Origin of the sequence: Flavobacterium frigoris PS1, from assembly GCF_000252125.1 — a bacterium.
In the GTDB taxonomy this organism is placed as follows: domain Bacteria; phylum Bacteroidota; class Bacteroidia; order Flavobacteriales; family Flavobacteriaceae; genus Flavobacterium; species Flavobacterium frigoris_A.
Map to the genome: position 1 here is coordinate 712,301 of NZ_AHKF01000018.1, position 14,500 is coordinate 726,800.

The following is a 14,500-nucleotide window of genomic DNA, read 5'->3' on the forward strand; positions in this document are numbered from 1 at the left end:
TGAATGGAATTTTTCCAAATGGCAACGGATACAGTAAACTGCATTAAAAGATGATTTTTCAGGATGATTTCAGGAATATGAGATCGTAGCGAGGGGTATACGAATTATTGACAATAAAACGCTTTTTTGGCCCCAAAAACCAATAAATATCGGCAAATATAAGAAAATATATCGAAAAACCCATAGAAACCGCTAACCCGAATAATTAAGAGGTGTATGTAAAAGTATTTTTATTGCTATTAATTCCTTGTTTAGCGTCTATTAATCATTCTTTTTTTAGGTTAAATTATTGTCTAGTTTGGTATGTTAAAATTGTCTATTTTTAGTAAAAATAATTGCCCATGCTAGTTAAAGTTTTTGGAAGCGCAGTGTTTGGGGTGGAAGCCACCACAATCACCGTTGAAGTGAATATTGATAAGGGAATTGGCTACCATTTAGTAGGTTTGCCTGATAATGCCATTAAAGAAAGTAGCTATAGAATTGCCTCTGCTCTTAAAAATAATGGTTATTCTATGCCAGGAAAAAAGATAACTATCAATATGGCTCCTGCCGATTTGCGGAAAGAAGGTTCTGCCTATGATTTAACCTTAACCATTGGGATTCTGGTAGCTTCCCAACAAATTGAAGCTAAAGACGTAGACAAGTATATAATAATGGGAGAGCTTTCTCTCGATGGCAGTTTGCAACCCATTCGAGGAGCTTTGCCCATTGCAGTTAAGGCGAAAGAGGAGGGTTTCAAAGGATTCTTCCTTCCAAAACAAAATGTAAAAGAAGCTGCAATAGTGGCCGGTCTAGATGTTTATGGGGTCGAAAATGTGCAGGAAGTAATTGATTTCTTTGAAGGAAAGGGAAATCTAGAACCAACAACAATAGATACCAGAGCTGAATTTTATAAAGATCTTGATTTTCCTGAATTTGATTTCAGTGATGTAAAAGGTCAAGAATCTATCAAGAGATGTATGGAAATTGCGGCAGCAGGGGGACACAATATCATTCTCATTGGACCGCCAGGTGCTGGAAAAACGATGTTGGCCAAACGTTTACCAAGTATTTTACCTCCTATGACCTTGAGAGAAGCTTTAGAAACGACTAAAATTCATAGCGTGGCCGGGAAGCTGAAGGAAGTTGGTTTAATGAATCAGCGGCCCTTTAGGAGCCCACATCATACTATTTCTAATGTTGCCCTTGTTGGAGGAGGCAGTTACCCTCAACCGGGGGAAATTTCTATGGCACATAATGGAGTTTTGTTCTTGGATGAATTGCCTGAATTCAAAAGGGATGTTCTAGAAGTCATGCGTCAGCCATTAGAAGATCGGGAAGTGACGATATCCAGAGCGAAGTTTACAGTGACCTATCCATCGTCTTTTATGCTGGTAGCCAGCATGAACCCGAGTCCGAGTGGTTTTTTTAACGACCCAGATTCTCCGCAAACTTCTTCGCCACACGAAATGCAACGCTATTTGAGTAAAATTTCTGGACCATTATTGGATCGGATTGATATTCATATCGAAGTAACTCCAGTTCCTTTCGAAAAGTTATCTGATGATAGAAAAGCAGAATCTAGTGTTGATATTAGAAAAAGGGTTACAGCGGCACGCGAAATCCAATCGGAACGTTTTGAACAAATGGAAAACATACATTATAATGCACAAATGAATACCAAACACATCCGAGAATATTGTGCTCTTGATGATGTTTCTAAACAATTATTAAAAACCGCAATGGAGCGACTGAACCTTTCTGCTCGTGCCTACGATCGTATTTTGAAAGTAGCTAGAACTATTGCTGACTTGGATGCTGCTCCGACGGTAGTTTCTTCTCATATTGCGGAAGCTATTCAGTATAGAAGTTTGGATCGTGATGGATGGTTGGGTTGAAATTGGAACAGCTATAAAACACAAAAATCCCTTACTTAAAGTAAAGGATTCTTGATTTGTGTGTTTAATATTCCCGTTTGTAATTTAATTAGAACGTCTGTCATTATTTTGACTAGGACGTCTCGGACCAAAGCTATTACTGCTACTTCGGGTTGTATTTTCCGCTTTTGGTTTTCTTGGTGCTGAATTACGTTGTTGTCTACCTTGCCCTTGTTTAATAGGTTCGGTTGATGCTTTCGGGTCTGGCTCAAAACCTTTTATGTTTTCTTTAGGTAGTTTCATGCCAATCAATTTCTCGATATCGCGTAAAAATACAGTTTCGTCTGGACTGAATAAAGAAATAGCTTCTCCGTTTGCCCCAGCTCTTCCTGTTCTACCAATACGGTGCACGTAATCTTCAGGAATATTAGGCAATTCAAAATTCACAACATGTGGTAATAATGGAATATCTAAGCCCCGCGCTGCAATATCTGTCGCAACTAAAGCGGTTAGGCTTCCGTTTTTAAAACCAGCTAAAGCTTTAGTTCTTGCGCCTTGTCCTTTATTACCGTGAATAGCCGCTGCTTGAATACCAGCGCTAATCATACTTTCAGTTAATTTATTTGCACCTTGCTTGGTACGTGTAAAAACTAAAATCTGTTTCCAGTTTCCTTCCGTAATTAATTTGATAATTAATTCTGTTTTTTTCTCTTTTGCAACAGGATACACTTTTTGAGTGATAGCGTCAACTGTAGTATTTTCGGGTGTAGCTTCAACCTGAACTGGTTTATGCAAAATACCCATTGCTAATTTTTTAATGTCTTTTGAAAAGGTTGCCGAAAACATCAAGTTTTGCCTTTTTACAGGTAATACTTTCATAATACGCTCAATATCTCTTAAAAAACCCATGTCTAACATACGATCTGCTTCATCTAAAACTAGTATTTCAACTTTAGAAAGCGTTATTAAACCTTGATTTTGCAAATCGATTAATCGGCCAGGAGTTGCTACTAAGATATCGATACCTTGACGCAATTGAGCAACTTGTGGTTTTTGATTAACCCCTCCAAAAATCACTGTGCTACGTAAATCTAAAAATTCACTGTATTCTTTTATATTAGCAAGTATTTGAGCTGCTAATTCTCTTGTAGGTGTTAATATTAACGCACGAATGGGTCTGTGACTTAAGTGTTTCCCTTCTGCTAATATTTGTAATATCGGTAGTGTGAAACCAGCCGTTTTTCCGGTTCCTGTTTGTGCAGATGCCAAAACATCTTTACCTTCTAAAATAGGTGGAATTGCTTTTTGTTGTATTGGAGAAGGTGTTGTGTATCCTTTTTTGCTGATAGCTTTTAGTAAAGCATCAGATAAGCCTAATGAGTTGAATGACATAAATTGTGTTTATGAAGTAAACACTATTATTAAGCTTACTCCTTTAATTTGGCGCGAAGATACTGCTAATTTTTCCTATCTGCTTTTGATTGGTTGACTTTGTTTCAATATAATATGGCATTTCAATTTAATCATATTTAAAAAACGTAAAGAAGGCTAGTGGTAAACTAAATTAAAATTGAAGCAATAAAAGTATAATTACTATTTAAAAAATCAAATATCACTAGGATTATGATGCTTATTCTCTGAACGCTTCTATTGTTCTAAATCGGTTTATACTGAAATTTTGTAAAGGTAGAAATCTGCAGAATTCAGAATTTAGATGCCAATTCTATAAGACACATCATGTTAAAGCTTAAAATATTAGAAATGCTAAGTGAGAGGTTTTATAGTAAGGTATTGCCTTATTAATCTTGTCCAAAGTATTCTTTTATAAAGTCATGCTGTTGGTTAACGTTCATCTTATCAGGATTCTTAATTTCTATTTTCAATTTCAGAAAGCGTTCATCCTCACTTAAAAAATCAAAAAAATCTAGCTTTGCGTCAGAGGGACCAAAAAGTACGATTTTTTTATATTTTAGTATAGTCTTTCCAATTTTATTGTAATGGTTGTTTAAAATAGATTTTTTAGTAGTACTGAGGGTATCGTTTTCCAGCACAAACTCACCCACAATTGTTTGAATTTCGAAAGGCTTTGTGCTAAATTCTATTAGATAGGCAACAGAGTGATCCATCCATATACCTAGTTGATTTGCGTTCTTAGTCATGTTCACTCATTTATTGGGTATAAATTTATCAATATAAAGTAGTAGACTGATTGATATAAGTCAGGGAGTATTTTTACGAAGGTGATTAGACGATAAGTATCGGGGAATGGTATTTAAAGTATCCTTTTTATTGTTTTAAAGTTGAATTAGTTCTGTTTCAGAAGTTCTACATAAACAAAAAAATCGGGAGTATATCCCGATTTTTTGAGTTCAATTGAAACTGTAATTTATCTTAATTCATCAAACGTATTTCCTTGTTCGATATCGCCCGATTTATAGCCTTTCATAAACCAGTATTTCCTTTGTTCGGATGTTCCATGTGTAAAAGATTCAGGAACGATATGACCTTGCATTTTTGATTGAATGGCATCATCGCCAACAGCATGAGCTGCACTCAAAGCTTCGTCAATGTCACCATCCTCTAATATATTATTCATTTTTTGGTTATAATGGGTCCAAACACCAGCATAAAAATCAGCCTGTAGCTCTAATGCTACAGATAATTTATTGGCTTCAGCCTTAGTTTTGCCTTGTTGCATTTCACGCATCTTTGCTGATGTACCTAATAATGTTTGAACATGATGCCCAATCTCGTGAGCAATTACATAGGCAGTCGCAAAATCTCCTCCTTGAGCACCAAATCTTGTTTTCAATTCTTCAAAGAACGTTAAGTCCATGTATACTTTTTGGTCTGCAGGGCAATAGAAAGGACCAGAATCTGAGGTTGCATTACCACACTCAGTTTCAACTCCACCTGTAAATAAGACTAAATTTGGTTTTTTATAATTGAGGTTGTTTTCCTTGAAAATTTTAGTCCACACATCTTCATTATCAGCAAGAATTGTTTCTATAAAAGCTTGTTCTTCTAGTTCTTGAGTAGTTAGGTCTCTTTGTTCAGTAGGAGCGCTTTGACCTTGATTCATCTGTTCCAATATTGGTGTAAGCATTTGCGCATTTTCACCTCCAAAAATATTTAAGAGTAAAATTATAATTCCAATAATTCCACCACCTACAATTGTTTTTCCGCTAGAAGACATACCTCTTCTATCCTCAACATTATCACTTTTTCGTCTGCCTTGCCATTTCATAAATATTACTTTTTAATTGATATTTACCTGTAATTGTTTTCCAAATTTAAATAAATATTTTAGGTATTCACTTTAATTTAACAAATTAGGTCACCCATTTAATAAGAGTTTCCTCAATAACTCCTTTTGCGATAGGTTTTGAAATGTAATCGTTCATTCCGGTTTTTATACATTTATCTTTTTCTTCTTTTTCTGTTCCGGCGGTAACGGCTATTATAGGAATGTGTTTGCCCATTTTTAAACTTCGTATCGCTTTTGTAGCCTCGTATCCATTCATGACTGGCATTTGAATGTCCATGAAAATGATGTCAGGAGCCAAGGATTCAAATTTAATTGAGGCTTCTTGCCCATTGGGAATTTCAAAAACACTTGCTCGCGGGAGTATGTTTTTGATTATAGTTTTTAGTAATAACATATTGATTTTGTTGTCTTCAACAAGCATTATTTTTAAATTTTCAAATTTGGCGTCTGTCTTTAAAATAATATCATTACTAACATAATCTGGGTTAGTAATTAGCGATGTAAATTTTTTTGATGCATTCGTACTTTTTAAATCTAGATCGAAATAAAAAGAACTTCCAACACCTATTTGGCTTTTAAGTTTTAGATGACTGCCCATAAGTCCCAACAATTTGTTTGAGATTGTCAACCCTAGGCCTGTCCCCCCAAATTTTTTGGTAGTTGAGCTATCCTCCTGTGAGAAAGCTTTAAATATTTTTTTCTTATTTATTTCCATAATTCCTATGCCTGAATCAATCACTGCAAAACGGATTCTATTAGTGGAACTATTAATTTCTTCAAGGAGTGTAACTTCTAATTTTACAAACCCATTTTCAGTAAATTTTACGGCATTTGCTAAAAGATTAATTAGAATTTGTTTGAGCCGTACAATATCTACCCAAAAATATTTTGGAATATCTGCAGCAATATTTAGGTCTAATTGCAGCTTTTTTTGATTGGATTCATAAAATATCAAATCTATTATTTGATCCAATAACTCTTTTACATTATATTTTTCAATATGTAGTTCAAGTTTTCCAGCTTCGATTTTCGAAAAATCAAGAATGTCATTCACAATTCCCAATAACGAATTGGCAGATTGATTGACGGTGATCATATGTTTTTGCTGAATTTCCCCCAGCTCGGTTTTCATCAATAAATCAGTAAAACCTATTATACCATTGAGCGGCGTTCTGATCTCATGGCTCATATTAGCTAGGAATTCAGACTTTGCCTTATTAGCCGCCTCAGCATATTCACGTCCTTGTATCGCTTTTTCTGCCTCTTTCCTTTTAGTGATATCCAGCATGATGCCTTCAATATAAATGATTTTTCCATTTTTAATTACGGCGTCACCAAACTCTTCTACCCATACTATGTCACCAACTTTATTTATGATTCGGTAGGTTAAGTGGAATGGTTCAGATTTAGATAGACTTTCCATAGATTCGTGAACAGTCTTTTTAATATCTTCTGGATGAATCAAATCTGTATAAATTATGCGCTTTTCTAAAAAGTCAGCTTTCGTATATCCCGTTAACTTTTCAATTTCATCATTGAGATATAGTTTTGTATGGTCGCTATCATTTTCAGATAAATAAACCGTCCCAGGTATATTATTTGCTAATAGTCTAAATTTTTCTTCGCTTTCAAATATGGCCGTTTCGTTAGCGATACTGTCAATTGAGGAGGCTATATTTCGTGCTAGAGTCTGTAGAATTTTGACTTCATCTTCTGACCAGATTCGTTCTTTGTCTGTATTGTCAAATCCAAGAAATCCATGAAATTTGTTTTTTATAAAGACAGGAAAAAGGATTAGTGAAATTACATCTACATTGAGTAATTTGTTTTTTAAAGAGATGTTCTTAATTTTTGGAACAGAAGCTTGATATATTTTATTATCTAAGAGCGGTAGTAGAAGGTCCTCAAAATATTCGTACGGTAGATTTTGAAGTTGAGGATTATTATCTGTTAAACTAGTGTTGTCAAAAATCCATCGGTATTTTTGGCTGATTGATTTCTGATCCGCATTATTTTTATAATAGTAGGCGCGATGTGATTTTGTCGCATTTCCCATTATAACCAGTACTTCAGTAAAAATGGCATCGATATCCTTACTGTTTAAGAATTTTTCGGTACACAAGGCCATTGCGGATAATAATTCGCTTTTGTAAGCTAATGTTTTTTCGGTTTTTAGCCTCATTTTAGATTCGATTGCCATAGCCAGCAAGTCTGATACGGATCGGGCAAAATTGATATCTTCATGATTCCAAAGCTTAACGTAGTCTGTTGTTTCAATGCAAATTACTCCCTTCAGTCTTCCATTTATGATCACTGGAGTATCTAATAGTGAAGATATTTTATTTTGCGGAGCATATTTAGCACATAATTCTTTGGTCGCATCTGCGGCATATACGTCTGAAGCCACAATTTGGATTTTTTCTTGAATAGTGGCAAAATAGTTTGGGTAGTCCTCTTTGCTCATTATAAGGCCACTTTCAAACTGACCAGTGTTTAATTGATATAGATTTAGACATTTAAGCTCTTCAGGAAAACACTTCCAATAACTGGCTCGATTAGCACCTATTGTTTTGGTAGTAATCTCTAATATGTTTTTTAAGATCGTTTCAAAGTCGGCATTATTGGAATAGCTTTTTACCGTTAAGTTCCTTAATGCTTCGTTGTATTTAATTATTTTTTCCTGTCGCTCCGTTCTTTCTTTCTCAATATTTTTTACAAAAGTAATGTCTCTTGCAATAACAGAATAGCCCGTTATCACACGTTTCTCATCCCTATTAATGGATACTTTTTGCGAAATCCATATCTCTTCCCCACTTTTGTTAATGATAGGAAATTCTAACATTGGGAAGCTATTCATCTCCCAAGTTGGATTCAAATAAAAATACTGTACATTTTGAGAATGGGAAGCGCTTATGATATCGCGAAATTTTATTTCCTTTAACTCTTGTAAATTGTAGCCAATCAGCTTTTCAGAGTTTTTGTTTATTAATATATATTGCCCATATTTGTCCAACTCAAAAATTATATCAGTTGCAGATTCCACAAGGTTCTTGTATGATTTTTGAATATTTATTTGATCTGTAACGTCTTGTCCAATTCCAATATATAAATCGTCTGAGAATTTTTTATCTTTCCATTGAATGTATTTATATTCACCATTTTTGCATTTAAGTTTCCTAGTAAAAATCACATCCTCTTTAAAACCATCATGATACTTCTCCCCAAAAAACTCGGGATCTTCAGTAACTTTCCAATATCCCATTCCCATTACATCAGCTATTGAATATCCTAAAATTGGGGTGATAGTTTCACTGCAAAATACAATCTCTCCTTTTTTATTTGTTGCGAGAACTAGAGAATTTCCTTTGTTTACAATCTCATTTGAAAACTTAAATCTATCCTTAATATTTAAGGACGTTACATGACTAATATAATTTATGATAAACACTAAAATCGAAAAATTTAATAAGATTACAGTAGTTTTAATGGGTACCAGCTCAAAAAAACTGCTGGATCCAATAAATAAAAATATAAACGCCACAAAATAGGAGTAGAGTTTTATAGGCTTAAGGACTACATATGAAAAGAAAAAGGCAACTACAAAGGATATGATAGGAATAATATCAAAACTTAGGAAAAGAATACTTTTACATATTAAAAGAAAATAAAGGATGTAAACAGTAATAAAAATCTGTTTTATATATCGAAAAATAATTGTTTTTTTTGTACTTATAAAATAGAGTAATAATAAGACAGCGCCAATAGTTAAGTTTGAAGCCAATAAACTTTTAGGTCTAACAGAAAAAATTTCAAAATTAATTTCTGTTATTGGATTTATAATTCCTAGAAATAATAAATAAGTCTGATATTCCTTCTTTCTAATATATTCTTCATTGTTAACTTCTATAAATTTATTTGTTAAAGTTGATTTAATTTTAAAAAAATTAAAGATTAACAAACCATAACAAATAATTAAAATAGGTATTAGTACCCACTTTAAATTAATGTCGTCCTTCACAGCAGAGTACGTTATAAATGAAAGTCTCGTTTTAAGTGGAAAAGATTTCCATAAAACGAAAATGATATTTGAAATGAAAGAAAAAACAAGGGTATAGCAAAATGCCATAGATAGATTTTTATATTTTTTTAAGAAATATAACGAAAATTATTGTTAAACCCCAAATTAATAATAATAAAAATTTGGGATTTAAGATTGTGAAAAAACAGTTCAAGTTAGAGTTTAGTGATTCTTTGAAACACTTGTTTATTTTAATAGAATTAGTACTTTGGGTCTTTCACTTCCAGAAATTCATTTTGAGAGTCAAATCCAACAATTTCGCTGTACAAAGCATAATACATAGAATATGTAAAAGGAATCGTAAAAAAGATTCCTATGCAACATCCAATGAATCCTACCATAGATGCTATCCCAGCAACAACTATAAGTCCCAAAAGTACCAATGGTTGTTTTAAAACAAGAGTAAAACTGGAACTGATAGCATCGACCGCTTTCAGGTCAGCAAAAATAATTAGAGGAATGGTCAATAAGGTAAAAAATGATATAACAAGATTTATTAATGAGCCAATTAGTGGTACTCCAGCGTATTCTAGTACTATAGCTAAACCAGAAGTAACGCTGGAAATAAGGAGAACGGCGATAAAGAGTTCTTTAAAATATGGGGCTTTATAATATTCAAAGATGGTGGAAACATGGAATTCCTCATCCCTCTCCGCACAATAAGCCATTTTTATTAGGCCTGCTGCTAAAGGACTTATTAAACATGAAAATAATACTCCCATTGACATATAAATTAATTTAAAATTTCCTGATTCCAATTGAGTTGTTATATTTTCGGGATTCATCATCTTAGCTAATGCTGCGATTCCAAAAAATGAAATTATAACCACTGCAACTATAGCGAAAATGATAACGGAGAATATCAATATCAAGGAACCCGCATAAAGGGCTATTTTTTTATAATTTTCGAATGCAATATTAAAAACGTTGGCGAAATCTAATTGATATCCATTGGCTTTTATTTCTTCAATTCTGTTTTTTTGTGAATTCATTTTTTGTTGGGTTATAATTGGTTGATTTGGGGGTTAAAGTTTAAAATAAACCTCTTCTAATGGTACTCTAAAACGTTCTCCATAGACTCCTGTTTCATCTCTGATTCCGCAAGCTATGATCATGTTTATTTCTGAAGAGTTGGGAAGATTAAGTATCTTTTTTACTCTCAAAGAGTCAAAGCCTTCCATTGGGCAGCTATCATAATTGATGGCAGCCATACTAATCATAAAATTTTGGGCAGCAAGTGCGGCACTTTTTTGCGCTACAATACGCATGTCACTTCGTCTCGCTTCACGGTAAATAGGCTTGAATATCCCAATCGCTTGGAAAGAAATATATTTTAATGCTCCTAGAATTCCAATAAAATCAAAGTATAGGGTTGGAACTATTTTTTGGTAATAATTCAGGGCAAATTTTTCTCTTTTCGAGTATTCAGAATGTAGTTTGTCTCCATATTGCGATTTTAAAAAAGCAATGTTTGATCGTACTCTTTTCTTCCATAAATCTTTTCTAGCTACCACGACTACCATTTGCTGGGCCGTTTTAGCAGCACTCTGATTAAAGCAAGCTCCGCTAAGTTGGCCTAGTACTTCAGTTGAAGTGATATGGTAAAATTCCCAAAGTTGCATATTACTACTAGTAGGAGCAAGAGAAGCCAAATGGATGCATTCTTTTACTTTTTCATCATCAAGTGATTCCTTCGTAAAAACACGTACAGAGCGACGGTAATGAATGGCTGCGCATACTGATTTTTCAGGGGTTACATCCATTTTAATAACTTTTTTATAGTTACTAATTTATTATTGTAGGGTGCATATCGCATTGTCAGATCCAACCAGTTTGCTTTTTTAACAATTCCTTTTTTATGGGAGAAAACATCAAAACTCAAGCTTCCGTGGTAGGCCCCAATTCCGCTATGGCCTACACCACCAAAAGGCAGTCTTTTGTTAGAGAAATGAACTATAGTGTCATTAATACATCCTCCTCCAAATGAATAGGTTTGGATTATGTTTTTCGCAAATGAATTATTTGTAGTGAAAACATACAAGGACAATGGTTTTTCATATTTAGAAACGATAACATGAATATCGGCTTCACTTTCATAAGAAAGTATGGGTAGCAAAGGTCCAAATATTTCGTCCTTCATAATAAGACTATCGAGATTAGACTCGTCAATCAATGTGGGTGCTATATAACAATTTGCCTCATCAGTATCTCCTCCAAAAATTACTTTTTCCGGTTCTATCATACTCGCTAGCCGATTCCAGTTTTTACTGTTCACAATTCTTGCAAAATCAGGAGAATCTTGAGGCTTATTGCCATAAGCTGCCGTTATTTCATTCTTCAAGTAGTGCACGAACTGGTCTTTTATCTCTTTTTTTACCAAGATATAATCAGGGGCAATACAGGTTTGGCCTGCATTAATAAATTTTCCCCAAACAATCCTTTTCGCGGCTAGCTTTAAGTGAGCAGTTTCATCAACTATACAAGGGTTCTTTCCACCCAGTTCGAGTGTAATAGGAGTCAGGTTCACAGCAGCGGATTTTGCAACAATCTTACCAACGGGCACACTGCCGGTAAAGAAAATATAGTCCCAGCGTTGTGAAAGTAAATTTTGGGAAACGTCTACGCCACCTTCGATAACCTCCACATGATTGATATGAAATGTCTTTGCAATAATTTTAGCAAGTATTGCTGACGTTTTAGGCGTTAATTCAGAGGGTTTAAGGACCACTTGATTTCCCGCTGCCACTGCGGAAACTAACGGACAAAGAGCCAACTGGTAAGGGTAGTTCCAGGGAGCAATAACTAATACCTTTCCGTAAGGTTCTTTATAGAGATAATCAGTTGAAGGGAAGTTGAGAATAGATGGAAAGACCTTTTTTGGCTTAGCCCATCTATGTATATTTTTAATAGTATCTTTTAATTCCGAAATAACATAATTGGTTTCAGTTAAGACAGCCTCAAAAGCAGGTTTTTTGAAATCATCATATAATGCCTGAATTATTTCGTTTTCGTGAATAATAACGTTGTTAAGAAGCTTTATTAAAGTTTCTTTTCTGTAGTCGATATTTGTTTTATAATTCATTTTAAAATTATCTCTTTAATTATTATGCAAGTTAATTTTTAAATTTCAATTATGATTTTTTCTTTAAATAAAATTATAATGCATTCCATATAACTTCATTAGGGACTGGTGCAGTAACGGATACAGCTTCTTTAGTGACAGGATGAATAAAGACTAACTTCCTGGCATGCAAGTGAATGCCTCCGTCAGGGTTACTTCTGTCAAAACCATACTTTAGGTCGCCTTTTATGGCAGAGCCAATGGCTGAAAGTTGCGCCCTGATTTGGTGATGTCTTCCCGTATGCAAATTTATTTCGAGTGCAAAATAGTTGTTAAGTTCTTTGAAAATAGTATAGTCTAAACTCGCTAATTTGCTGTCTGGCACTTCTTTAATATGCGCCTTTGAAGTGTTATTCTTTTCATTTCTTTTGATGAAATGAACTAATTTATCCGCTGATTTTTCAGGTTTGTTTTTTACAATTGCCCAATATGTTTTTTGAGTTTCTCTATTCTTAAATAACTCATTCAATCGCGTCAGTGCCTTACTGGTTCTAGCAAAAACCACAATTCCAGTAGTGGGTCTGTCCAAACGGTGAACAACTCCAAGGAATACTTCTCCCGGCTTGTTGTATTTGTCTTTTATGTATTCTTTTACAACTTCAGATAGTGGCTTGTCTCCCGTTTTGTCTCCCTGTACAATATCACCCACACGTTTATTGACCACTATGATATGGTTGTCTTCATGCAATACCTGAAGGTTATTCTTATTCGATATCTCTTTCATTACTTAATGCTACTCTTTTATTTTGATACAAAAATAGAAGTTTTATAATTGCTTTCGGCTAAAACCATCTGTTCAATATATTTTTTTGGAATTTCTTTCTCCCTTTTTTTCAACGTGATTAAAATTATTTTTTTGTTGATTTTAAAAATGGAGTCAAATTGGTTTTCAGTTGTTATTAGTTGGGCTTTGCCATTACTGTAAAACTGTCCAGAATAATTTTTCTCTTTCCAATAATACAAAGGAATATCCTTGTTTTCGTTTTTTTCCATAAGTTGCTCTAGTATATACTTATCAGTATTCATTTTGTCATCAAATAGTCCAGTTGCAATTACAGTATAGGCTACAAAAGCAATTATTGGAAAAATTAATGCAATGCGAATCAGTACTTTTTTTCTTGTGAAATCTTCCCACCAATATACCATCAAAAACATGATAGGCATCATTACTGGAAGGGTGTAGGTATGCAATATATTTTTAGAAAGCGTAAAAAATAGGGGAGTCCAAAACAACCATAAAACCAAGAAAGAAACCCAATCATTTTTTAAAATTGTTTTTCGTATTTTCCATAATTTATACAAAACGATTTGGATCCAAGGAAGTCCAAAAACGAGCATGAAAACCCAAATCATTCCTTTTGGCTGTGAGTGACCACTACCATATAAATCACCTTTCCAACCCGGTTCGACGAATCGTTTGTAGTGTTCTCCAACTATAAAATAGTCCAGAAAACCAGGTGATTGCTGTTCTGCAAAATAATACCAAGGCAGTCCTATTATTAATGTGATTAGAATTCCAGTGATGATTGAAAACTTAGAAAATAATTCACGAAATCTGCGTATGTCCAAGCAGCACCATAAAAATAACGGAGGAAAAGTCAGCACCATAATAAGTGGGCCTTTTGCCAATAGTCCCAATCCCAAGGCGATAAAAAACAGATAATTCCAGTAGGTTTTCTGCTCACTCTTCATGGTTTTCCAAAACGAAATCATCATTATGGCTATACAAAATTCTAAAGCAGTATCTGTAGAAACTACCCCTGTGTGAACTAGAAATTCAGGAGTCGTCAATAAAATAAAGCCTGGTAAATAAAAAGAAACACCGCTTTTTTTTGCCATTTTCCCCGCTATAACCAATAAGAGGATACTAAGAAGAAAAGAAGGAAATCTAGCGGCAAATTCATTAACACCAAAAACAATAAAACTACCGGCAGACAACCATGTAGATATAGGAGGTTTTGCCCAAAAAGGAATGCCATAATCAATTTGAGGGACCACCCATTGATTTGTTTCCTGCATAATTCTGGCTATTTCAGCATATCTTGCCTCTGTTTTGTCTAATAGGGGAATCGTTGCAGTCAACAATAATCTAAACAGCGCGATAAGAATTACGGAGATATACAGAACATAAGAATTGCTTTTAAATTTCTCTACATTCATTTTCCAGCTGTTTTTAA

10 protein-coding genes are annotated in these 14,500 nt (G+C 34.1%); 1 reads left to right on the forward strand and 9 read right to left on the reverse strand.

The window, feature by feature from the left end:
* Window positions 1-341: 341 nt before the first annotated feature.
* The gene (locus HJ01_RS11830) at window positions 342-1,877 is read left to right on the forward strand and encodes a YifB family Mg chelatase-like AAA ATPase (protein WP_007138662.1); all 1,536 of its coding nucleotides are present in this window, start codon (window positions 342-344) and stop codon (window positions 1,875-1,877) included.
* A gap of 84 nt (window positions 1,878-1,961) precedes the next feature.
* Here HJ01_RS11830 and HJ01_RS11835 read toward each other — a convergent pair whose 3' ends face one another.
* The 9 genes from HJ01_RS11835 to HJ01_RS11875 form a co-directional block, all read right to left on the reverse strand.
* The gene (locus HJ01_RS11835) at window positions 1,962-3,248 is read right to left on the reverse strand and encodes a DEAD/DEAH box helicase (RefSeq protein WP_007138663.1); all 1,287 of its coding nucleotides are present in this window, start codon (window positions 3,246-3,248) and stop codon (window positions 1,962-1,964) included.
* A gap of 407 nt (window positions 3,249-3,655) precedes the next feature.
* A complete protein-coding gene (locus tag HJ01_RS11840; protein ID WP_007138664.1) occupies window positions 3,656-4,015 on the reverse strand; it encodes a hypothetical protein in 360 nt (119 codons plus the stop codon).
* A 227-nt stretch (window positions 4,016-4,242) separates the two neighbouring features.
* Window positions 4,243-5,103, reverse strand: coding sequence for a neutral zinc metallopeptidase (locus tag HJ01_RS11845; protein ID WP_007138665.1), 861 nt, complete (start codon window positions 5,101-5,103; stop codon window positions 4,243-4,245).
* 85 nt (window positions 5,104-5,188) lie between these two features.
* Window positions 5,189-8,572 (reverse strand): PAS domain S-box protein, encoded by a 3,384-nt coding sequence (locus HJ01_RS11850; protein WP_157999921.1) that lies wholly within the window; start codon window positions 8,570-8,572, stop codon window positions 5,189-5,191.
* A gap of 830 nt (window positions 8,573-9,402) precedes the next feature.
* Window positions 9,403-10,194, reverse strand: coding sequence for a hypothetical protein (locus HJ01_RS11855; protein ID WP_007138667.1), 792 nt, complete (start codon window positions 10,192-10,194; stop codon window positions 9,403-9,405).
* A 33-nt stretch (window positions 10,195-10,227) separates the two neighbouring features.
* Complete coding sequence (locus tag HJ01_RS11860; protein ID WP_007138668.1) at window positions 10,228-10,965, reverse strand: nitroreductase family protein; 738 nt, start codon at window positions 10,963-10,965, stop codon at window positions 10,228-10,230.
* Window positions 10,956-12,284, reverse strand: coding sequence for an aldehyde dehydrogenase (locus HJ01_RS11865; protein ID WP_007138669.1), 1,329 nt, complete (start codon window positions 12,282-12,284; stop codon window positions 10,956-10,958). Before HJ01_RS11865 ends, HJ01_RS11860 begins: the two co-directional genes overlap by 10 nt.
* 73 nt (window positions 12,285-12,357) lie before the next feature.
* Window positions 12,358-13,047 carry an RluA family pseudouridine synthase gene (locus HJ01_RS11870; RefSeq protein ID WP_007138670.1) on the reverse strand — a complete coding sequence of 230 codons (690 nt, stop codon included), beginning with the start codon at window positions 13,045-13,047 and terminating at the stop codon, window positions 12,358-12,360.
* A 17-nt stretch (window positions 13,048-13,064) separates the two neighbouring features.
* On the reverse strand, window positions 13,065-14,483 hold the full coding sequence (locus HJ01_RS11875) for an ArnT family glycosyltransferase (protein ID WP_007138671.1): 1,419 nt from the start codon (window positions 14,481-14,483) through the stop codon (window positions 13,065-13,067).
* Window positions 14,484-14,500: the final 17 nt, after the last annotated feature.

Coding starts and splice junctions, on each gene's coding strand:
- HJ01_RS11830 (WP_007138662.1), top strand. CDS start 342: ATGCTAGTTAAAGTTTTTGGAAGCGCAGTGTTTGGGGTGGAAGCCACC.
- HJ01_RS11835 (WP_007138663.1), bottom strand. CDS start 3,248: ATGTCATTCAACTCATTAGGCTTATCTGATGCTTTACTAAAAGCTATC.
- HJ01_RS11840 (WP_007138664.1), bottom strand. CDS start 4,015: ATGACTAAGAACGCAAATCAACTAGGTATATGGATGGATCACTCTGTT.
- HJ01_RS11845 (WP_007138665.1), bottom strand. CDS start 5,103: ATGAAATGGCAAGGCAGACGAAAAAGTGATAATGTTGAGGATAGAAGA.
- HJ01_RS11855 (WP_007138667.1), bottom strand. CDS start 10,194: ATGAATTCACAAAAAAACAGAATTGAAGAAATAAAAGCCAATGGATAT.
- HJ01_RS11860 (WP_007138668.1), bottom strand. CDS start 10,965: ATGGATGTAACCCCTGAAAAATCAGTATGCGCAGCCATTCATTACCGT.
- HJ01_RS11865 (WP_007138669.1), bottom strand. CDS start 12,284: ATGAATTATAAAACAAATATCGACTACAGAAAAGAAACTTTAATAAAG.
- HJ01_RS11870 (WP_007138670.1), bottom strand. CDS start 13,047: ATGAAAGAGATATCGAATAAGAATAACCTTCAGGTATTGCATGAAGAC.
- HJ01_RS11875 (WP_007138671.1), bottom strand. CDS start 14,483: ATGAATGTAGAGAAATTTAAAAGCAATTCTTATGTTCTGTATATCTCC.